Source organism: Ancylobacter polymorphus, from assembly GCF_030813495.1.
GTDB classification, from domain to species: domain Bacteria; phylum Pseudomonadota; class Alphaproteobacteria; order Rhizobiales; family Xanthobacteraceae; genus Ancylobacter; species Ancylobacter polymorphus.
This window is the reverse complement of record NZ_JAUSUI010000001.1, coordinates 810,245-830,430: the sequence shown is the minus strand read 5'-3', so window position 1 is coordinate 830,430 and position 20,186 is coordinate 810,245. Positions and strand designations below refer to the sequence as shown.

General features: G+C 67.0%; 20 protein-coding genes. 9 read left to right on the top strand and 11 right to left on the bottom strand.

What is annotated here, in order from left to right:
- Window positions 1-178 precede the first annotated feature (178 nt).
- Window positions 179-1,390, bottom strand: coding sequence for an NADP-dependent isocitrate dehydrogenase (locus J2S75_RS04265; RefSeq protein ID WP_307018446.1), 1,212 nt, complete (start codon window positions 1,388-1,390; stop codon window positions 179-181).
- 242 nt (window positions 1,391-1,632) lie between these two features.
- Between J2S75_RS04265 and J2S75_RS04260 the strand changes: the two genes are divergently transcribed.
- The 5 genes from J2S75_RS04260 (at window position 1,633) to rpsD (ending at window position 6,702) form a co-directional block, all read left to right on the top strand.
- On the top strand, window positions 1,633-2,469 hold the full coding sequence (locus tag J2S75_RS04260) for a cycloisomerase (protein WP_307018444.1): 837 nt from the start codon (window positions 1,633-1,635) through the stop codon (window positions 2,467-2,469).
- Window positions 2,470-2,636: 167 nt separating this feature from the next.
- Complete coding sequence (locus tag J2S75_RS04255) at window positions 2,637-3,473, top strand: RNA methyltransferase (protein WP_307018442.1); 837 nt, start codon at window positions 2,637-2,639, stop codon at window positions 3,471-3,473.
- A gap of 144 nt (window positions 3,474-3,617) precedes the next feature.
- Window positions 3,618-4,460 (top strand): glutamate racemase, encoded by an 843-nt coding sequence (gene murI / locus J2S75_RS04250; RefSeq protein WP_307018511.1) that lies wholly within the window; start codon window positions 3,618-3,620, stop codon window positions 4,458-4,460.
- 112 nt (window positions 4,461-4,572) lie between these two features.
- Window positions 4,573-5,838, top strand: a complete 1,266-nt coding sequence (locus J2S75_RS04245; protein WP_307018440.1) for a lytic murein transglycosylase — start codon at window positions 4,573-4,575, stop codon at window positions 5,836-5,838.
- Window positions 5,839-6,084: 246 nt separating this feature from the next.
- Window positions 6,085-6,702: a 30S ribosomal protein S4 gene (gene rpsD / locus J2S75_RS04240; protein WP_244376081.1), complete on the top strand. Its 618-nt coding sequence runs from the start codon at window positions 6,085-6,087 to the stop codon at window positions 6,700-6,702.
- A 247-nt stretch (window positions 6,703-6,949) separates the two neighbouring features.
- Here rpsD and grxD read toward each other — a convergent pair whose 3' ends face one another.
- The 6 genes from grxD to purC form a co-directional block, all read right to left on the bottom strand.
- Window positions 6,950-7,288, bottom strand: a complete 339-nt coding sequence (gene grxD / locus J2S75_RS04235) for a Grx4 family monothiol glutaredoxin (RefSeq protein ID WP_307018437.1) — start codon at window positions 7,286-7,288, stop codon at window positions 6,950-6,952.
- A gap of 72 nt (window positions 7,289-7,360) precedes the next feature.
- Window positions 7,361-7,594: a BolA family protein gene (locus tag J2S75_RS04230; protein ID WP_244376087.1), complete on the bottom strand. Its 234-nt coding sequence runs from the start codon at window positions 7,592-7,594 to the stop codon at window positions 7,361-7,363.
- A gap of 13 nt (window positions 7,595-7,607) precedes the next feature.
- A complete protein-coding gene (gene purL / locus J2S75_RS04225; RefSeq protein WP_307018434.1) occupies window positions 7,608-9,821 on the bottom strand; it encodes a phosphoribosylformylglycinamidine synthase subunit PurL in 2,214 nt (737 codons plus the stop codon).
- A gap of 50 nt (window positions 9,822-9,871) precedes the next feature.
- On the bottom strand, window positions 9,872-10,570 hold the full coding sequence (gene purQ, locus J2S75_RS04220) for a phosphoribosylformylglycinamidine synthase subunit PurQ (RefSeq protein ID WP_307018432.1): 699 nt from the start codon (window positions 10,568-10,570) through the stop codon (window positions 9,872-9,874).
- Between the two features lie 4 nt (window positions 10,571-10,574).
- Window positions 10,575-10,817 (bottom strand): phosphoribosylformylglycinamidine synthase subunit PurS, encoded by a 243-nt coding sequence (gene purS, locus J2S75_RS04215; RefSeq protein WP_307018430.1) that lies wholly within the window; start codon window positions 10,815-10,817, stop codon window positions 10,575-10,577.
- 150 nt (window positions 10,818-10,967) lie between these two features.
- Window positions 10,968-11,777 carry a phosphoribosylaminoimidazolesuccinocarboxamide synthase gene (purC, locus tag J2S75_RS04210; protein WP_307018429.1) on the bottom strand — a complete coding sequence of 270 codons (810 nt, stop codon included), beginning with the start codon at window positions 11,775-11,777 and terminating at the stop codon, window positions 10,968-10,970.
- 312 nt (window positions 11,778-12,089) lie between these two features.
- Between purC and J2S75_RS04205 the strand changes: the two genes are divergently transcribed.
- Complete coding sequence (locus J2S75_RS04205) at window positions 12,090-12,413, top strand: DUF1476 domain-containing protein (RefSeq protein ID WP_244376097.1); 324 nt, start codon at window positions 12,090-12,092, stop codon at window positions 12,411-12,413.
- Between the two features lie 212 nt (window positions 12,414-12,625).
- The gene (locus J2S75_RS04200) at window positions 12,626-13,312 is read left to right on the top strand and encodes an SH3 domain-containing protein (RefSeq protein WP_307018426.1); all 687 of its coding nucleotides are present in this window, start codon (window positions 12,626-12,628) and stop codon (window positions 13,310-13,312) included.
- Window positions 13,313-13,373: 61 nt separating this feature from the next.
- Here J2S75_RS04200 and purB read toward each other — a convergent pair whose 3' ends face one another.
- On the bottom strand, window positions 13,374-14,681 hold the full coding sequence (gene purB, locus J2S75_RS04195; RefSeq protein ID WP_307018424.1) for an adenylosuccinate lyase: 1,308 nt from the start codon (window positions 14,679-14,681) through the stop codon (window positions 13,374-13,376).
- 150 nt (window positions 14,682-14,831) lie between these two features.
- Between purB and J2S75_RS04190 the strand changes: the two genes are divergently transcribed.
- Complete coding sequence (locus J2S75_RS04190) at window positions 14,832-15,407, top strand: N-acetylmuramoyl-L-alanine amidase (protein WP_307018422.1); 576 nt, start codon at window positions 14,832-14,834, stop codon at window positions 15,405-15,407.
- A gap of 61 nt (window positions 15,408-15,468) precedes the next feature.
- Here the strand turns inward: J2S75_RS04190 and rpe are convergent, their stop codons facing one another.
- On the bottom strand, window positions 15,469-16,155 hold the full coding sequence (rpe, locus tag J2S75_RS04185; protein ID WP_307018420.1) for a ribulose-phosphate 3-epimerase: 687 nt from the start codon (window positions 16,153-16,155) through the stop codon (window positions 15,469-15,471).
- An 80-nt stretch (window positions 16,156-16,235) separates the two neighbouring features.
- Entirely contained in the window at window positions 16,236-18,401 is a 2,166-nt protein-coding gene (locus tag J2S75_RS04180) for an inverse autotransporter beta domain-containing protein (RefSeq protein ID WP_307018418.1), read from the bottom strand.
- A 291-nt stretch (window positions 18,402-18,692) separates the two neighbouring features.
- Between J2S75_RS04180 and J2S75_RS04175 the strand changes: the two genes are divergently transcribed.
- Complete coding sequence (locus J2S75_RS04175) at window positions 18,693-19,067, top strand: hypothetical protein (protein ID WP_307018416.1); 375 nt, start codon at window positions 18,693-18,695, stop codon at window positions 19,065-19,067.
- Window positions 19,068-19,307: 240 nt separating this feature from the next.
- Here J2S75_RS04175 and J2S75_RS04170 read toward each other — a convergent pair whose 3' ends face one another.
- Window positions 19,308-20,162, bottom strand: a complete 855-nt coding sequence (locus J2S75_RS04170; protein ID WP_307018414.1) for a glycine betaine ABC transporter substrate-binding protein — start codon at window positions 20,160-20,162, stop codon at window positions 19,308-19,310.
- Window positions 20,163-20,186: the final 24 nt, after the last annotated feature.

Here is a 20,186-nt window from a genome sequence, read left to right as displayed (position 1 = left end):
GGGCCGCTTGGGGGCTCAACAACCGGAGGTGGCGGGGTGGCGTGAACAGCCCGCAGAGCGACTAAACGGCGGTCGGCGCTCTGGTATCCCAGTAGAGAGTATGCGGCAGGCACGTCCGCTGGACAGTTGCGGTTCGGAAAGGAGCCCCGGGACGCAATGCGCCCCGGGGGGAGAAAACTCAGGCGAGCGCCTTTCCGAGATTCTCAGAGATCTTATCGAGAAAGCCGGTGGTGGAGAGCCACTTCTGGTCGGCGCCGACCAGCAAAGCGAGGTCCTTGGTCATGTAGCCGCTCTCGACCGTGTCGACGCAAACCTTCTCCAGCGTGGTGCAGAAGGTGGCGAGTTCGGCATTGTCGTCGAGCTTGGCGCGATGGGCGAGGCCGCGCGTCCAGGCGAAGATCGAGGCGATGGAGTTGGTCGAGGTCTCCTTGCCCTTCTGGTGCTCGCGGTAATGGCGGGTCACCGTGCCATGGGCGGCTTCGGCTTCCACCGTCTTGCCGTCCGGCGTCATCAGCACCGAGGTCATCAGGCCGAGCGAGCCGAAGCCCTGCGCCACGATGTCGGACTGCACGTCGCCATCATAGTTCTTGCACGCCCAGACATAGCCGCCGGACCATTTCAGCGCCGAGGCCACCATGTCGTCGATCAGCCGGTGCTCGTACCAGATCTTGTGCTTCTCGAACTCGGCCTTGAACTCGGCGTCGTAGATCTCCTGGAAGATCTGGCGGAAGCGCCCGTCATACTGCTTGAGAATGGTGTCCTTGGTCGAGAGGTACACCGGGTATTTGCGCATCAGGCCGTAATTGAGCGAGGCGCGGGCGAACTCGGCGATGGACTCGTCGATATTGTACATCGACAGCGCCACGCCGGCGCCCGGGTACTTGTAGACCTCGTGCTCGATCACCTGCCCGTCGTCGCCGACGAACTTGATGCTGAGCGTGCCCTTGCCGGGAACGAGGAAGTCGGTGGCGCGGTACTGGTCGCCGAAGGCATGGCGGCCGACGATGATCGGCTGGGTCCAGCCCGGCACGAGGCGCGGCACGTTCTTGCAGATGATCGGCTCGCGGAAGATCACGCCGCCGAGGATGTTGCGGATGGTGCCGTTGGGCGAGCGCCACATCTTGGTGAGGTTGTACTCGGTCATGCGGCCGGCATCGGGGGTGATGGTGGCGCATTTCACGCCCACGCCCACGCGCTTGATGGCCTCGGCGGCGTCGATGGTGACCTGATCGCCCGTCGCGTCGCGATTGGGCAGGCCCAGATCGTAATATTCGAGCGGCACATCCAGATAAGGATGGATGAGCTTGTCCTTGATGTACTGCCAGATGATCCGGGTCATCTCGTCGCCGTCGAGTTCGACGACCGGATTCGCCACCTTGATCTTCGCCATGGGTTCCTACCTCGCACGGATGCAGCTTCGTAATGGGGCCTCGGCGCCGGTCCGCGCGGCCGCCGCCGGTGATAGGGCGTGATACCGCGCCGCAGCGTCGAGCGAAAGCGCGGCGCGGCCCGACTTTGCCGGTAAATCGTCAAACACCTGTCGTGGCAGCTTCACCCGGCGCTGCTAGCACCCGTTCCGCTGTCACGCGGCACCGGCACGGGTGCGCGCGGTGCGTCGAGGGGACCACGACCATGCTTGCACGCCCTGTATTGTTCAGTCTCGCCCTTGTGCTGGCGGCCGGGACCGCCGGCGCGCAGGAACTGCGCCCCGCTGCCGAGACCATTGGCCGATTCGAGGTTCCCGAAGCCCGGCAGGCGGTCGCGGTGACGGACCGTTTTTTCTACGCCATAGACAATCGCACCCTGGTGAAGCTCGACAAGGCCACCGGCGCGCCGGTCGCGAAATGGGAGGGTCCGAAGGGCGGACCGGTTCTCCATCTCGACAGCGGCGTCGTGCATGATGGCAAGCTCTACACCGCCCATTCCAACTACCCGGACTGGCCGATGACCTCCTCGGTGGAGGTGTGGGACGCGGAGACGCTGAAACATCTGGAAAGCCACAGCTTCGGCATCGAGCGCGGCTCCTTTACCTGGCTCGACCGCGATGCGCAGGGCCGCTGGTGGGGCGCGTTCGCCAATTACAACCGCGTCTTCGACAAGAGCCCGCTTGCCTATGGCAACAAGTACGCCACCCAGATCGTCCGTTTCAACGCCGATTGGAGCGTCGCCGAGGCGTTCGTCTATCCCGATGCGCTGGTCGCCAAGTTCCAGGACATGAGCAATTCCGGCGGTGCCTTCGGCCCGGACGGGCGGCTCTACATTTCCGGCCATGACAATCCCGAGCTCTATGTCGTCGCGCCGCCGGCGATGGGCTCGGTGATGGAGTGGCGGGAGACGATCCCGGTCGAGATCGCCGGGCAGGGCTTCGCCTTTGACCCGGCCCAGCCCGGCGTGGTCTGGGGGCTGATCCGCGGCAAGGGCGGCGCGCCGAACCAGGTGACGGTCAGCCGCCTGCCGGCGGCCAAGTGATCGGTTGCTTGATAAGCACGTGACTGGCCGGGCCACCCGCCGCGCATGACGCCCTGTGCGGGCCGGCGAACGCGCTTAGCGATTTCGCCGGCGCCGGAAATGCTCTAGGAGGGCGGCATGTGCGCGCACCGCCCCCTTTCCCCTCCCGCCGCTCTGGTCTTTCCGTCATGACCGGGGCTGGTACCAATCGCAGCCTCGACTGGCCGGAAAACGGGCCGGTGGTGATTCTGGTCGAGCCGCAGCTCGGCGAGAATATCGGCTCCGCCGTGCGTGCCATGGGCAATTTCGGCCTGACACGGTTGCGCATCGTCAATCCGCGCGAGGGCTGGCCCAACCCCAAGGCGGTGACCTTCGCCTCCGGCGCCGACCGCATCCTCGACAATGCCGAGATTTTCCCGGACCTGCGCGCGGCGCTGGCGGATCTCAATTTCGTCGCCGCCGCAACGGCGCGCGAGCGCGGCATGCAGAAGGCGGTGATGGGCGCCGATGCCGTCGCGGTGGAAACCGCCTCCCGCATCGCCGGCGGCGAGCAGGTGGGGCTGGTGTTCGGGCGCGAGCGCACCGGGCTCTACACGGAAGAAGTCTCGCTCGCCGATGTCATCCTCACTTTGCCGGTCAATCCCGCCTTCGCCTCGCTCAATCTCGGCATGGCGGTGGCGGTGGTGGCCTATGAATGGTTCAAGCTGGCGTCGGGCGGGGCGCTGCCCTTCCAGCAGCCGGACCGCTACCCCATCGCCGACAAGGCCGACCTTCTCGCCTTCTTCGACCATGTGGAGCGCGAGCTGGACGAGGCGCTGTTCTTCCGCTCGCCGGAGAAGAAGCCGGTGACGATCCGCAACATCCGCAACATCTTCCATCGCGTCGGGCTGACGCGGCAGGATGTGGCCACGCTGCACGGCATGGTGGCGGCGCTGGTCGAGGGCCGGCGGGTGCGCGAGGCGCGCACCGCCGCGCGGCTGGAGGGGCGGACCGGCGCGCCGGGGGAGGGCGCGGGCGAAAACTGAGCCGCGTGCAACGAAGCGTTCACCAAGATGCGCCACAATGATGCCTGGGATGGAGGACATCAGATGCGTATCGAGGCTTCTCCCGTAACCGTTGCCGGCCTACGCGGCGTCTCGCCACCTGCTTCGTCCACCGGGGCTGTCGCCGTGTCGTCCTTGCCGCCTGCCACCGCTCTGCGCGCGCCGACCATACTGGTGTTCGATTCCGGGCTCGGCGGCCTCTCCGTGTTTCGCGAACTCGCCCGCGCCCGGCCGGATGCCCGCTTCGTCTATGCCGCCGATGATGCCGCCTTTCCCTATGGCGCACTTTCCGAGGAAGCGCTCATCGCCCGCGTGATGGCGGTGATGGAGCATCTCATCGCCCGCCACGCGCCCGATGCGGTGGTCATCGCCTGCAACACGGCCTCCACCCTGGTACTGGCGCCGCTGCGGGCGCGCTTCTCCCTGCCGTTCGTCGGCACCGTGCCGGCGATCAAGCCGGCCTGTGAAAGCTCGCTGACGCGGCAGGTGAGCGTGCTGGCGACGCCCGGAACGGTGCGGCGCGACTACACGCAGAAGCTGATCCAGGATTTTGCCGGCGACTGCCAGGTGACGCTGGTCGGCTCCACTCGGCTGGCGCCGCTCGCCGAGGCGGCGATGCGGGGCGAAGGCGTGAGCGACGAGGAGATCGCCGCCGAGATCGCGCCGGCCTTCGTGCGCGCGGGGCGGGCGCGCACGGACACGGTGGTGCTCGCCTGCACCCATTACCCGCTTCTGCTCGACCGGCTCCAGCAGGTGGCGCCGTGGCCGGTGCGCTGGATCGACCCCGCCCCGGCGATCGCCCGGCGCCTGTCCTCGCTGATCGGCCCCGTCGCCTTCGCCGCCAGCCCGGCGCCGCTGCGGCTGTTCTCCACCGGAGAGCGGCTCGATGCCGGAATGGTGGAGCGCATCGTCGGGCGTCGCGCGCGGGCCGGTGAGATCCTCGCCATGGACGCGCCCGCGCCCGCGTGATCCACTGCGCGGTATCCCGTTGTGCGGGGCGGAGCACGGGCGTTCTCTCAACACGGTGCCTTGCCGGCGCCGCGATCCCTGCCCAACATGCCGCAACGGCAGGAGCATTGACGTGACGCGCGACCCTTCCACCGCCCCGCTGCGGGCACGGCCTGCCAGCCGGCGGGCCTTCCTTCTCGGCGCCGGCGCCAGCCTCGGGGTTTTCGCCTTCGCGGGCGGCGCGCAGGCGCAGGTGGCGAAGGAGCGGTTCGAGGCGTGGGTGGTGACCTTCCAGTCCCGCGCCCGCGCCAAGGGTATTTCCGATTCGGTCTATGAGCGGGTGATGGGCGGGCTGCGGCCCGACCTTTCCGTCTATGCCAAGGACAGCGGCCAGCCGGAATTCCGCGAGCAGCTCTGGCAATATCTCAACCGGCGGATTTCCGACTGGCGGCTGATGACCGGCCGGGCGGCGGCCAAGGAAAACGCCGCGCTGATGAAGCGCCTGCAAAAGGATTTCGGCGTCGAGCCGGATGTGCTGCTCGGCCTGTGGGGCATGGAGAGCGCCTTCGGCGAACTCGTCACCGATCCCGACCATATGAAGCCGGTGTTTCCCGCGCTCGCCGCGCTCGCCTGGGGCGAGCCGCGCCGGCGCAGCTACTGGGAGACCGAGCTCATCAACGGCCTCGCCATCGTCCAGCGCGGCTGGGCGAGCCCGGACGAAATGCTCGGCTCCTGGGCCGGCGCCATGGGCCACACCCAGTGGATGCCGGAAGTCTGGCTCAATCTCGGCGTCGATTATGACGGCGACGGTGCGCCCTCGCCCTACCGCGTGGCCGACGCGCTGGCGGGCTCCTCGCTCTACCTCATCAAGCGCGGCAAATATCAGCGCGGCCTGCCCTGGGGCTTCGAGGTGCGCATGGACGGCGTGCCGGAGACATACGCCGACGCCAAGGCCTGGCGCACGGTGGCGGAGTGGGCCAAGCTCGGCGTGACGCCGGCCGGTGGCGGGCGCTTCGACCTGCCCAAGGCGCGGGCGCGGCTGTGGGCGCCGGTGGGGCCGGAAGGGCCGTGCTTCCTGCTGACGCAGAATTTCTACGCCGTGCGCAGCTACAATCCGTCGATGAACTACGCGCTCGCCGTCTGCCATCTCGGCGACCGGGTGCTGGGCGGCGATCCCTTCATCACACCCTTTCCCGGTGGCGAGCGGGCGCTGACGCTGGCGGAAATCCAGGACGTGCAGCGCCGGCTGACCCGCGCGGGCTTCGACACGGGCGGCGTCGACGGCCGCGTCGGCAACATGACCATGCGCGCGGTTGCCGATTTCCAGCGCAAGATGGGGGTGGAGCCCGACGGCTATGCCAGCCTCGAGGTGCTGGCGGCGCTGCGGGGCGGGCGATAGGCACGTTTATCGTCCTCCTCCCGTCTCCTGTCGGCGTCCGGATGACGGAAGGACGACAGGAACTTGACCTTTCGGCCTTTTGTGCCTATGCACCCGGCCAAGCGCGGGGCTGGAAACGGCCCCGCGTGGTGTTTCACGCACCCGTGGGCCTTTCCGGCGCGTTCGGAAAGATCCTGTCGGCTCCCGAAATGGGGGTAGAGGAGGGGGCGCGATCCAAACCGCAACGATATGCGAGAGGACCTGCGCATGAGCAAGCGCGTTTCGGCCAAGCACAAGCTTGACCGCCGTATGGGCGAAAACATCTGGGGCCGCCCGAAGAGCCCCATCAACAAGCGTGAATATGGCCCCGGCCAGCATGGCCAGCGCCGCAAGGGCAAGCTGTCCGACTTCGGCGTGCAGCTGCGCGCCAAGCAGAAGCTGAAGGGCTATTACGGCTCCATCGGCGAGAAGCAGTTCTATTCGGTCTATGTCGAGGCCTCGCGCCTCAAGGGCGACACCGGCGCCAACCTGATCGGCCTGCTCGAGCGCCGTCTCGACGCGGTGATCTACCGCGCCAAGTTCGTCCCGACCGTGTTCGCCGCCCGCCAGTTCGTCAGCCACGGCCACATCAAGGTCAATGGCCGTCGCGTCAACGTCCCGTCCTACCAGGTGAAGGTCGGAGACGTGATCGAGGTGAAGGAAGCCTCCAAGCAGCTGGTGCTGGTGCTGGAAGCCGTCGCCTCCGGCGAGCGCGACACCCCGGACTATCTCGAAGTCGATCACTCCAAGATGACGGCCAAGTTCGTCCGCATCCCGGAGCTCAACGAGGTGCCCTATCCGGTCGTGATGGAGCCGAACCTCGTGGTCGAATATTATTCGCGCTGATCCTTCCCCGGATCGCGAGACACGGAAAAGCCGCCCGGTGGGGCGGCTTTTTTGTTGGACGAGACACAAAGGCTGCGGAGACGCTCTTTTCTTCCAGCTGCTCGGATGACATGGCCGTCGCTCCCTGTTTGCCCGTCAGGGGCAAGTGTAGCGTGCTCGAAGAGATCTCTCTGCCAAAGGGAAGGGCTGGAAAACAAAAAACCGCCCCGAAGGGCGGCTTCCGTTCTGCGCGCGGGTGCTCAAAGGTTCAGGCCGTGGCCTTGCCCATGACCGGGACGCCCTTCTCTTCCAGCAGCGTCTGCAGTTCACCCGACTGGTACATCTCGCGGACGATGTCGCAGCCGCCGATGAACTCGCCCTTGACGAAGACCTGCGGAATGGTCGGCCAGGAGGTGTACTCCTTGATGCCGTTGCGGATCTCGTCGGAGTCGAGGACGTTGATGCCCTTATAGTCGACGCCAAGCAGGGCGAAGACCTGCGCCACCTGGCCGGAGAAGCCGCACATCGGGAATTGCGGCGTGCCCTTCATGAAGACGACGACGTCGTTGCTCTTCACCTGGCCGTCGATGAAATCGTGAATGCTCATCACATTGCCTTTCGCCCTTGCGGGCCTCGCGAGATGGTGTCGTGGCGGCGCGGCTCAGCGCGCCGGCCGCCTTCAGTCCGGTACATTGGTCTGAAGCGCGAGGGCGTGCAACACGCCGCCCATCTGGCCCTTCAGCGTCGCATAGACCATCTGATGCTGCTGCACCCGGCTCTTGCCGCGAAAGCTCTCGGCCACCACCGTCGCGGCATAGTGATTGCCGTCGCCGGCGAGATCGCGGATCTCCACCGAGGCGTCCGGCAGCCCTTCCTTGATGAGGCGCTCGATTTCCGCCGCTTCCATCGCCATCAGACAGGCTCCCTCACATCAAGCCCGCGCCCATATAGATGGGCAGCCAGGCCTCGTGCCGCTCGCGCAGCGCGTCCACTACAATTGGGCGCTCGCCCGCAATATTCAATCGGTCGCCGCCGGTCGTGCCGAGCTTGGCGAACGGGATGCCGGCCAGCTCCGCCCGGCGCGCGACCAGCGCCTTCGCACTGTTCTCGACGGTGACGATGTAGCGGGCCTGATCCTCGCCGAACCAGAAGGCGAAGGGGTTCATCTCGGGCGGCGGCGCGGCGAGGGTGGCGCCGATGCCCGACGCCAGTGCCATTTCCGCCAGCGCCACCAGCAGGCCGCCATCGGACACGTCGTGCACGGCGGTGACGAGCCCGTCATTGATCAGCGCGCGCACCAGATCGCCGGTGCGGCGTTCCAGATCGAGATCGACCGGCGGCGGGGCGCCGTCCTCGCGGTCGAGGATTTCCGACAGGAAAGCGGACTGGCCGAGCCAGCCGGTGGTGGCGCCGAGGACGAGGATGGTTTCGCCACCGGCCTTGAAGTCCAGCGTCGCCATCTTCTCGATGTCGTCGAGCAGGCCGACGCCGCCAATGGTCGGGGTCGGCAGGATGCCGCGGCCATTGGTTTCATTGTACAGGCTGACATTGCCGGACACGACGGGGAAATCGAGCGCCAGCGCCGCCGCGCCGATGCCGCGCAGGCAGCCGACCAGCTGGCCCATGATCTCCGGCTTTTCCGGATTGCCGAAATTGAGGTTGTCGGTCAGCGCCAGCGGCTTGGCGCCGACGGCGGTGATGTTGCGCCAGGCTTCCGCCACCGCCTGCTTGCCGCCCTCGAACGGGTCGGCCTCGCAATAGCGCGGGGTCACGTCGCAGCTCATGGCCAGCGCCTTGGGCCCGTTCTCCACCCGCACCACCGCCGCGTCGCCGCCCGGGCGCTGCGCGGTGTTGTTGAGGATGAGATAGTCGTACTGCTCCCAGATCCAGCGCTTGGAGGCGAAGTCGGGCGAGCCGATCAGCCGTTCCAGCGCGCCGGGAACGGTCGCGGTGATGTCGAGCGAGGCGGGGTCGATGCGCTGCTGCTTGGGCGTCTCCACCCAGGGGCGGTCATAGAGCGGGGCCTCGTCGCCCAGTTCCTTGATCGGCAGGTCGGCCTTGATCTCGCCCTTGTGCTTGACGACGAAGCGCAGCGTGTCGGTGGTGTAGCCGACAATGGCGAAGTCGAGGCCCCATTTGCGGAAGATGGCTTCCGCCTCGTCTTCCTTGCCCGGCGCGATGACCATGAGCATGCGCTCCTGGCTCTCGGACAGCATCATCTCATAGGCACTCATGCCCGTCTCGCGGCAGGGCAGCTTGTCGAGATCGAGCTCGATGCCGAGGTCGCCCTTGGCGCCCATCTCCACCGCCGAGCAGGTGAGGCCGGCGGCGCCCATGTCCTGAATGGCGACGACGCAGCCCGCCTCCATGATTTCAAGGCAGGCTTCGAGCAGCAGCTTCTCGGCGAAGGGGTCGCCGACCTGCACGGTGGGGCGCTTTTCTTCCGCGCCCTCGCCGAACTCGGCCGAGGCCATGGTGGCGCCGTGAATGCCGTCGCGGCCGGTCTTGGAGCCGAGATAGACCACGGGCAGGCCGACGCCGGTGGCCTTGGCGTAGAAGATCTTGTCGGCGTCGGCGAGCCCGACCGCCATGGCGTTGACGAGGTTGTTGCCGTCATAGCGGGTGTGGAAGCCCACCAGCCCGCCCACCGTCGGCACGCCGAAGGAATTGCCGTAGGAGCCGATGCCGCTGACCACGCCGGCCAGCAGATGGCGGGTGCGCGGGTGCTTGGGATCGCCGAAGCGCAGCGCGTTCAGCGCCGCGATCGGGCGGGCGCCCATGGTGAACACGTCGCGCAGAATGCCGCCGACCCCGGTCGCCGCGCCCTGATGCGGCTCGATATAGGAGGGGTGGTTGTGGCTTTCCATCTTGAACACGGCGGCCTTGCCGTCGCCGATGTCGATGACGCCGGCATTCTCGCCCGGGCCCTGGATCACCCACGGCGCCTTGGTCGGCAGGCCGCGCAGATGCAGGCGCGAGGATTTGTACGAGCAGTGCTCGTTCCACATCGCCGAGAAGATGCCGAGCTCGGTGAAGGTCGGCTCGCGGCCGATCAGCTTCAGGATACGCTCATACTCGTCGGGCTTGAGGCCGTGCTCGGCGACGAGTTCGGGAGTGATTTTCGGTTCGGAGGGGATCATGTGAAGGCCGTCATTCCGTTACGCGGTCGGGCAGGGCGGGGGAGGCGGGGTCACGCCTTCTCCAGCACCCCGACGAGGCTCTCGAACAAAGCGCGCCCGTCGGTCGGGCCGACCTGCGGGTCCACATGGTTTTCCGGGTGCGGCATCAGGCCGAGCACATTCAGCTTCTCGGAGACGATGCCGGCGATGGAATTGGCGGCGCCGTTCAGCACCTGCGCGTCGTCGCGGTGTCCGTCCGGCATCACATAGCGGAACAGCACCCGGCCCTCATCCTCCAGCTTCTTCAGCGTGGTGGCGTCGGCGGTGTAGTTGCCCTCGCCATGGGCAACGGGGAAGCGCACGATGGCGCCGCGCGCATAGCGGCGGGTGAAGGGGGTGTCGTTGCGCTCCACCTTCAGCAGCGCCTCGCGGCAGATGAAGCGCAGCCGGGCGTTGCGCACCAGCACGCCGGGCAGCAGCCCGCTCTCGCACAGGATCTGGAAGCCGTTGCAGATGCCGAGCACCAGCCCGCCGCGGGCGGCGTGGGCACGCACCGCCTCCATGATGGCGGCGCGGGCGGCGATGGCGCCGCAGCGCAGATAGTCGCCATAGGAGAAGCCGCCCGGCAGCACGACGAGGTCGGTGCCGGCGGGGAGGGCGGTGTCAGCATGCCAGACCATAGCCGGCTTGACGCCCGAGACCAGTTCGAGCGCGCGCGCGACATCGCCCTCGCGATTGGAGCCGGGGAAAACGAGGACGGCGGCTTTCATGTCGTCAGCCCACCAGCTCGATACGGTAGGATTCGATCACCGTATTGGCGAGCAGCTTCTCGCAGGCGTCCTTCAGCGTCGCCTCGGCCTTGGCGGCATCGCCGGTTTCCAGCTCGACATCGAAGACCTTGCCCTGGCGGACGCTGGAGACGCCGGGAACGCCGAGCGAGCGCAGGGCGCCCTCGATGGCCTTGCCCTGCGGGTCGAGCACGGCGGATTTCAGGGTGACGAGGACGCGCGCCTTCATGGATCACTCTCGGGGAGGTTCGTGCGACAGAAGCACCGAAAACAGAAACGGGGGCTTTGAGGCCCCCGCCTACCATCTGGCCGCGAACGGCTCAATGCTCGAATGCGGAATGGCTGACCCGAGGGCAGGACATTCCGCATCCGGCACGTTTCATTCGTCGGGCTCGGATTTCACCAGGACGGGGCCGCCCGGCTGGGCGCGCTCGTTCTCGGTCATGATGCCGAGGCGGCGGGCGACCTCCGAATAGGCCTCCACCAGCCCGCCCATGTCGCGGCGGAAGCGGTCCTTGTCGAGCTTGTCGTTCGACTTGATGTCCCACAGCCGGCACGAATCCGGGCTGATCTCGTCGGCGACGACGATGCGCATCATGTCGCCTTCCCACAGGCGGCCGCATTCCATCTTGAAGTCGACAAGACGGATACCGACGCCGAGGAAGAGGCCGGACAGGAAGTCGTTGACGCGGATCGCCAGGGCGATGATGTCATCGATTTCCTGGGTGGTGGCCCAGCCAAAGGCGGTGATGTGCTCTTCCGAGACCAGCGGGTCGTTGAGCGCGTCGTTCTTGTAATAGAACTCGATGATCGAGCGCGGCAGCTGCGTGCCTTCCTCGATGCCGAGGCGGGTCGACAGCGAGCCGGCGGCGACATTGCGCACCACGACTTCGAGCGGGATGATCTCGACCTCGCGGATGAGCTGCTCGCGCATGTTCAGCCGCTTGATGAAATGCGTGGGGACCCCGATCTCGTTGAGTTTCAGGAACACATATTCCGAGATGCGGTTGTTCAGCACGCCTTTGCCGTCGATGACGTCGTGCTTCTTGTTGTTGAAGGCGGTGGCGTCGTCCTTGAAGTGCTGGATCAGGGTGCCGGGCTCAGGACCTTCATAAAGGACCTTCGCCTTACCTTCATAAATGCGGCGGCGGCGGCTCATGGGTGGGTACCGTCGGTTGAGGAAGTCCATTAGGATGCCGGGGCTCCGGTTCCGGGTTCACGGCTGGGGGCGCCGCGTCTGCGCGAACTCTCCGCGCTCTGACGATTCGTCTCGCATGGCGCGGGCACCCTCGAGCGCGACACTATCGCATCGGGGGGGCGGATACAAACGCCGCCGTATGCACGGCGCCGCATGGCAGCGCCTGTTGCGGGGCTATCCACCACGCCGGCGCGGGGCGAGCGTCACATTGCCCTAGGTAATGGTCGCGATGGTGCCGGGCGTTGATTTGGGGACAGGGTCGCGATAATCAAGCCGCGCTTTCCAAAGACACGGGGCGACCAGATGAGCACGTTTGACAAGCGCGAAGACGCGTTCGAGGCGAAGTACGCCCACGACCAGAATTTGCGCTTCAAGGCGCTGGCGCGCCGCAACAAGGCGCTCGGCCTGTGGGCCGCCGAGAAGCTCGGCCTGACGGGCGATGAGGCGAATGCCTATGCCGGTTCCGTCATCGCCGCCGACCTCGAAGAGGCGGGCGATGAGGATGTCTACCGCAAGCTGAAGGCCGATTTCGACGCCAAGGGCGTCGATGTGTCCGAGCACCGCATCCGCCGCACCATGGAAGAGCTGCTGGCCGAGGCGATCGAGACGCTGAAGAAGGAGGGCTGAGCCCTTCCGCCTGCTGCGGGGCGGCGCCCATCCGCGCCGGCCCTGCTGGCCGACATTTCTTTCCGCCCGCCGCCGATCCCGGCGGGCGGCGTCGCCATTGTTTACTCCCCTAGGTAATGCAACCAATTTCGCCGGATTCGATTGCTATCGAGGATGGATAGCGAGCGGGTCCGCCGGAGATCTGTGCCGGACGCTCCCGCAGGGAGGTTCACATGCAAAAAATCATGAAGACGCTAGCGCTGGCCGTCAGCCTGCTGGTCGGAGGGGCGGCGCTGACGGCGGCTTCTGCGGCGGTGGTGACGCGCGATCTCAATGTGCGCGCCGGTCCCGGCACCAATTTCCGCGTTATCGGCACGCTGCCGGGCGGCACGCGGGTGAATGTCGGCGGCTGCCAGGGCAATTGGTGCCAGGCGGCGGGCGGCTGGGTGAGCGCCAGCTATCTCGCCGGCGGCAACCAGACCGTGATGGTCAATCCCAACTATGTCGCCGATGATGTCGCGATCGGCGTCGGCGCCTTCGCGCTCGGCGCGGTGGCGGGCTCGGCCTGGGGTCCGGGCTGGGGTGGTGGCTATTACGGCCCCGGCCCCGGCTGGGGCTGGTATGGCCCCGGTTGGCGCCCGCGCCCGGTCTGGTGGGGCGGTCGTCCCGGCTGGGGGCCGCGTCCGGGTTGGGGCCCGCGTCCCGGCTGGGGTCCGCGTCCGGGCTGGGGCCCGCGCCCCGGTTGGGGGCCGCGTCCCGGTCGTCCGGGCTGGGTGGGGCCGCGTCCGGGTCGTCCGGGCTGGGGAGGTCGTCCCGGCTGGGGCGGGCGCCCCGGCATGGGTCCGCGTCCGGTCATCGTTCGCGGCGGCGGCTTCGGTGGCGGCCCGCGCGGTTTTGGCGGGCGGGGCGGCTGGCGCTAAGCGTCAGAGCTGAGACTGAAAGAAAGAGGCCGGGGAAACCCGGCCTCTTTTACGTGAGGGATCAGCTGCGGCCGAACACGCGCTGGAAAATCGTGTCGACATGCTTGAGGTGGTAACCGAGGTCGAATTTCTCGGCGATTTCCTCTTCCGAGAGATACTGACGCACCTCGGGGTCGGCGTTCAGCAGCTTCTGGAACTCGCCCTCGCCGCGCCAGACCGGCATGGCGTTGCGCTGCACGAGGCGATAGGCGTCCTCGCGGCTGGCGCCCTTCTGCGTCAGCGCCAGCAGCACGCGCTGCGAATGCACCAGCCCGCCGAGACGGTCGAGATTCCTCTGCATGTTCTCGGGATAGACCACCAGCTTCTCGATGACGCCGGCCAGCCGGTTCAGCGCGAAATCGAGCGTCACCGTGGCATCCGGGCCGATCATCCGCTCCACTGAGGAGTGGGAAATATCCCGCTCGTGCCAGAGCGCCACATTTTCCAGCGCCGGCGTGACCATGCCGCGCACGAGGCGGGCGAGGCCGGTGATGTTCTCGGTGAGCACCGGGTTGCGCTTGTGCGGCATGGCCGAGGAACCCTTCTGGCCGGCGGAGAAGAACTCCTCCGCTTCCAGGACCTCGGTGCGCTGCAGATGGCGTATTTCGATCGCCACACGCTCCATGGAGGAGGCGACGACGCCGAGCGCGGCGAAATAGGCGGCGTGGCGGTCGCGCGGGATCACCTGGGTGGAGACCGGCTCCACCGTCAGCCCCATCTTCGCCGCGACATGTTCCTCAACCCGCGGGTCGATCTGCGCGAAGGTGCCGACGGCGCCCGAGATGGCGCAGGTCGCCACTTCCTCGCGCGCGGCGACGAGGCGGGCCCGGTTGCGCTGGAACTCGGCATGGGCCTGGGCGAGCTTGAGGCCGAAGGTGGTCGGCTCGGCATGGATGCCGTGCGAGCGGCCGATGGTGGGGGTCAGCTTGTGCTCGAAGGCGCGGGCTTCCAGCGCCGCCAGCAGCCGGTCCACATCCTTGATCAGGATATCGGCCGCACGCACCAGCTGCACCGACAGGCAGGTGTCGAGCACGTCCGAGGAGGTCATGCCCTGATGGACGAAGCGCGCTTCGGGGCCGACGATCTCGGCGAGATGCGTCAGGAAGGCGATCACGTCGTGCTTGGTGACGGCCTCGATCTCGTCGATGCGCGCGACATCGAATGTCGCGTCCTTCGCCATTTCCCAGATCTTCGCCGCGGCCTCCTTCGGCACGACGCCGATCTCCGCCAGCGCGTCGGTGGCGTGCGCCTCGATCTCGAACCAGATGCGGAAACGGGTCTGCGGCTCCCAGATGGCAGCCATTTCGGGGCGGGTATAGCGCGGGATCACGGGCGGGCTCTTTCGTCGTGGCCGGGGGACAGGCGCGGCATTAGCAGGCAATCGGGGCCGGGTGCAACGGTGGCTGCAAGCGCAGAAGATTGTGTAAAACTAAAATGCATCTTATGGTGGTATCGTTCATTCTGTGGCCGGGGGGCCGATATGCCGCTGATCCAGGTCTCGCCGTGGCTTGCCCATGGCAATCGCAAACATCCGCCATCGCTTATCGTTCTGCATGCTACCGCAGGCTCGACAGCATCCTCCAGCATCAACCATCTGCGCAGTGTCGGATTGAGCTATCACTACATCATCGCGCGCGACGGCAGGGATTCCGCCAAGAGCGAGAATGCCAACGGGACGGCGCCGATCATCTTTCACTGCGTGCCGACCGCGAACCGCGCCTTTCACGTGGGCTCGCAGGTGCCCACGCCCTCCGGCCAGGGGGCCTGCAACGAGACCAGCATCGGCGTCTCGCTGGCCAATATTCAGCGCAGTAGCAATCCGGAGCCCTATCCGCCGGCACAGCTCGCTGCGCTTGAGGATCTGATCGCGAGAATCAAAGAGGACAATCCTGCGGTGCGGTGGCTGACCACCCACGCCGTCGTTCAGCCCTGGAACCGCGCTGATCCGCGCGACATCGACGGGGCAGCGATCGCCCGCCGGCATGGCCTCACCTGGTGGCAGCCGACGCCGGAACAGATCGCCCAGCACAGACCGCCAAAGGCGCGGGCTGCCTGAGACCGGTGACATCGCCCGCCCCTTGGCGCTCCTGTTCAGGCTGCCGACCGAGCCTGAGCGCTCACACCAGTTCGCCGCGCGCCCGCAGGGCGGCGCTGCGGATGGCGTCGATATTGCCGGCATAGGCCTCCGCGCCGCCCTTGAACACGGCGGAGCCGGCGACCAGCGCATTGGCGCCGGCCTTGATGCAGGCGGCGGCGGTGTCCTTGGTGACGCCGCCGTCGATCTCGATATGGATCGGCCGCTCGCCCACCATGGCCGAGAGCGTCGCTACCTTGTCCATGACCGAGGGGATGAAGGCCTGGCCGCCAAAGCCGGGATTGACCGTCATCACGATGATGACGTCGATCAGGTCGAGCACGTGCTCCACCGCGTTGGCCGGGGTGGCGGGGTTGAGCGCGACGCCGGCTTTCTTGCCCAGCGCGCGGATCGCCTGCAGCGAGCGGTGCAGATGCGGGCCGGCCTCGGCATGGACGGTGATATGGTCGGCGCCCGCCTTGGCGAAGGCTTCCAGATACGGGTCCGCCGGCGCGATCATCAGATGCACGTCGAACGGCTTGGCGGAATAGGGGCGCACCGCCTTCACCACGTCAGGGCCGAAGGAAATGTTGGGCACGAAATGCCCGTCCATCACGTCGATATGGATCCAGTCCGCGCCGGCGGCGTCGACCGCGCGCACCTCCTCACCAAAGCGCGCGAAGTCGCAGGCGAGAATGGAGGGGGAGAGGATCAGCGGACGGGTGGACATGGCGGGGGCTCCGGCTGTGTGCCGGGGGCGTAGCATCAAGGCGCCGGGGCGGCAATGCCGTCCCGGCGTTCTCTAACGGCTCAGAGTCCGCAGGAAGCGGAGAGCGTGCCGGCCGGCACGGTCGCTCCGCCGATGGCGAAGACCTGACCGCCGGTCTGCGTCAACTCGGTGCCGGACCAGGAACCGGCATCGGCCGAGCAGGGGGCGGGGACATTGGTGGTGGCAATGTTGCCGGAAATATCCTGGATGGGGCCCGAGACATAGACGGCGGAGCTGCCGCTGGCGATCACCTCGACATCGGTGAAGCTCACCCCGGTCACCGGCCCACCGGCGAAGCCATAGGCGTCGCCATAGAAATAGACGCCATAGCTGCCCGGATTGGAGATGGTGACATTGGTGAAGCTGATGTCGCTCGACGGGTTGAGGAAGATGCCGGCGCGGTAGGTATCCTCGATGAAGGCATTGGACACCGCTATGTCGGTCGTCACGCCCGGCAGGTTGAAGGACGAGGCGAACATCAGCGCGTTGATGCCGCCGCGCAGGGTGAGGTCCTCAAGCGTGGCGTGCGCGGTCTTCTGCAGCACGATCAGGTCCATCGAGCGGTCCATGGCGGAATTGTCGATGCTGATGGAGCGCAGCGCGGCGCCATCGACGCCGACGAGCAGGATGCCTTCGCGGCGGCTGTTGACGATGGAGAGGTTCTCGACCGTGAGGTTGGCACTCTGGCCGGTAATCACATTCTCCCAGTCGATTTCCTCATAGCGGCTGCCGACGAAGAGGCCGTAGGTGACATTCTCCATCGCCACATTGCGCAGGGTGAGGTCTTCCACCGCCAGCGCGGCGATGCCGGCATTGTGCACCACGTTCGGATCGAAGATCGACCATTCGCAGTCCGTATTGTTTTCGCACAAGGCGAGGTCATGGATGCGGGTCGCGCTGATCGTGGCGCCCGAGACCGTCTCCAGCGCGATGCCGTGCTGGCTGGTGCCCGATATGTCCAAATCGCGCATCACGATGCCGGAGACGCCTTCCGCCACCACGCCGGAGCGGCCGCCACGGATGGACAGCGAGGCCACCGCGCTGCGGTCGCCGTCGAGCGAGACGACATCGTCGAGCGGGTCGGTGCCGGTGAGCCGTGCCGCCGGCAGGGCGTTGCGGAACAGCGCGGTGCCGCCGCTCACCGCGCCGCGCACGGAAACCGCGCCGCCACCGCCGAGCAGATACTGGCCGGTGCCGAGCGAGACGGTGGAATCGACATTGATCGCGCCGGAGGCCAGCGCCAGCGCGCCATTCCCCGCCTCGGCCAGCCGGGCATTGATGCTGCCGGCGTCGTCGCCCGCGCCGATGGCGACCACGCGGCCGGCGACCGCGCCGGTTTCCGTATAGACCGCCGCTTCCGCCCCGCCGGTGGCGCCGACATGGGTGCGGATGGCATCGGAACGCTCGACCCGGCGATAGAGCGGGTCATAGGGCGCTTGTCCTGACGTGTCGCCGAGCGGCACGCGCAGGCGGGCGAGGAAAATGCCCTGCGTGTCGTATTGCTCGTCATAGGTCAGGCCGGCAATGAGGGTGAGGCGCGACCCGTTGCCGAAGGCCGGCAGCCCGGCGCGGGAAAGCTCGATACGGGCGGAGACGCCCGGCACGTCCTCCACGCCCTCGCCCGTGTACCAGTAGCCGCCGGTAAACAGCTTGATCTGGGTGAGATCCTCCGGGGAGAGGAAGGGCAGGCGGTAGCCGATTTCGCCGTTGAAACCCTTCATTGCGGTTTCCTCGCCGGCGCGGAACACCAGCCGCCCGGCCTCGATCAGCGCGGCATTGGCGCTGGCGAGCGCGGCCTCGATGTCGCCCACGGGGAGATAGCCATTGGCGCGCAGTTCCCAATCCTGGCTCAGCGCCTCGACGCCGACCCCGATCTGGGTGAAGTCATTGTCATAGGTGCTGTTGAGATAGTCGAAATAGCCGTTGACGCCGTAGACCCAGCCATTGTCGTGACGGAAGCGGTAGCCGAGGCCGAGCGAGCCCTGCTCGATCTCCTGTTCGCTGCCGAAGCTGGCGCGGGCGTCAAGGAACAGCAGCCTGTCGCTGTCGCCCAGCATGGGCAGGAACAGGTCGAAGCTGCCGAAGGCTTCGTTTCCAACGCTGCCGAGCGTGGCTTCCACCGAGGCGGGGGACGGGCCCCGCGGTTCAGCCATCGCCGGCAGACTCACCGTTGCCGCGACCATCACGGGAAATACGGCGCGTCTCATGTGCACTCTCCTGGGCAAGGTGCCGGGGGGCATTTGCGCGCCCCGGCCCGACCCGTGCGATAGCACCAATAATCGACACACAGAACGACGAATGAATCTAAGTTATTGAAAAGAAATGTAATTTTGAATTGTTCGTATTCTAATGAGGCTCATGGTCGGTGCTTTTCCGGCGGCGGCGCGCCACCTTGCGGAACTCACTTATTGCCGCAGCGGCAGAAAAGGCGTCCCATTACCGCCTCGAATCCACGGCGCGCGAGCCGGCGCCGGAGAGACCCTGAGGAGCGAAATGTCATGATGAAGAGAAGCGTTCTTGCCGGACTGGCGCTGCTGTCGAGCGTCGGCCTGCTCGGCACGGTGCAGGAAGCCGGCGCCTGGCGCGCCGCCGGCTGCGGCGGGCGCGGCTGCGCGGCGGCCTGGGGGCCGGGCCCCGGCCATTATTACGGCCCCGGCCGCTATTACGGCCCGGTGCCGCGCGGCGGCGGCGTGGTCGTGGTCAATCCGCGTCCCTACTGGCCGCCGGGCGGCGCGGTCGCGGCCGGTGCCGCGCTCGGCTTCCTCACCGGCGTCGCCGCCGTCAACCTCGCGGGGCCGCCGCCGCAGCCGAATTACTGCTGGTTCTATACCAATCCGCAGCGCACCCAGGGTTTCTGGGAGCCGTGCCCCTGAGGCTCGCCTGACAAAAAAGGGCGGCCGGACCTGCCGGCCGCCCAAGTGGAGGCAAACCCGACCGGCACGACCCGGCCGGGCTCGTTCACGAGGGCGGGCGAGGGCCCGCGCACTCGTACCGACGCTCGCGCGTCGATCTCATTGCGGCCGGCGCAGCGCGCGCGCCCGCGCTGTTTCTCGGCGGGCGCATCGTCGCGCCCGCGTCTCTTCGATCAACGCGGGCGCGGCATTGCGCCGGAATCACTTCATCCAGGCGTCGACCTTGGCCTTGTTGGCGGCGACCCAGGCCTTGGCGGTGGCGGCGGGATCGGCGCCGGGCTTGTTGTTCTCGACCATCACCTTCTGCTCGTCGTCGAGCGAGAGGTTGAAATTGTCGAGGATCTTGTAGGCTTCCGGTGCCTCGGTCTTCAGCTTGGTGGAGACGATGGTGTTAACCGTCTCCTCGCCGCCGAACACGTTCTTGGGGTCGGCGAGATACTTCAGGTCCCACTCCGCGAACATCCAGTGCGGCGTCCAGGTGGTGACGATGATCGGCTCCTTCTTGGCGTAGGCGTCCTTGAGCGCGGCGACCATGGTGGCGTCCGAGCCCTCCACCAGCTTCACCTTCAGCCCGTAGTCCTTGACCGCCTTTTCCGACGCCTTCATCAGCCCCGCGCCGGGATCGATGCCGATGACCTTGCCGCTGAATTTGGCGGGGTCCTTGTTGATGTCCTCGATCGAGGTGATGTCGACATAGGTCGGTACGGCCCAGCCGATCTTGGCGCCGGAGAGGTTGGGGCCGAGATTGACCACCTTGTCCTTGAGCTTGGCGTTGTAGGCCTCATGCGTCGCCGGCAGCCAGCCCGCCACCATGGCGTCGGCCTCGCCGCTCGCCACCGCCTGCCACATGGCGGCGCCGGAGAGCGGGACGAGCTTCACCTTGTAGCCGGCGTCTTCCAGTACCGTCTTGACGATGTTGGTGGCGACCACGGTGTCGGACCATTCGACATAGGCGAGGGTGAGGTCTTTCTTTTCCGCCTGCGCCGCGCCGACGGCGAGGCCGAGCGCGGTGGCGGCGATGGCCGCGGTCTTGAGGACGTTTCCGAGGAATGACATGTCGCTAGGCTCCACTCTGAAAAA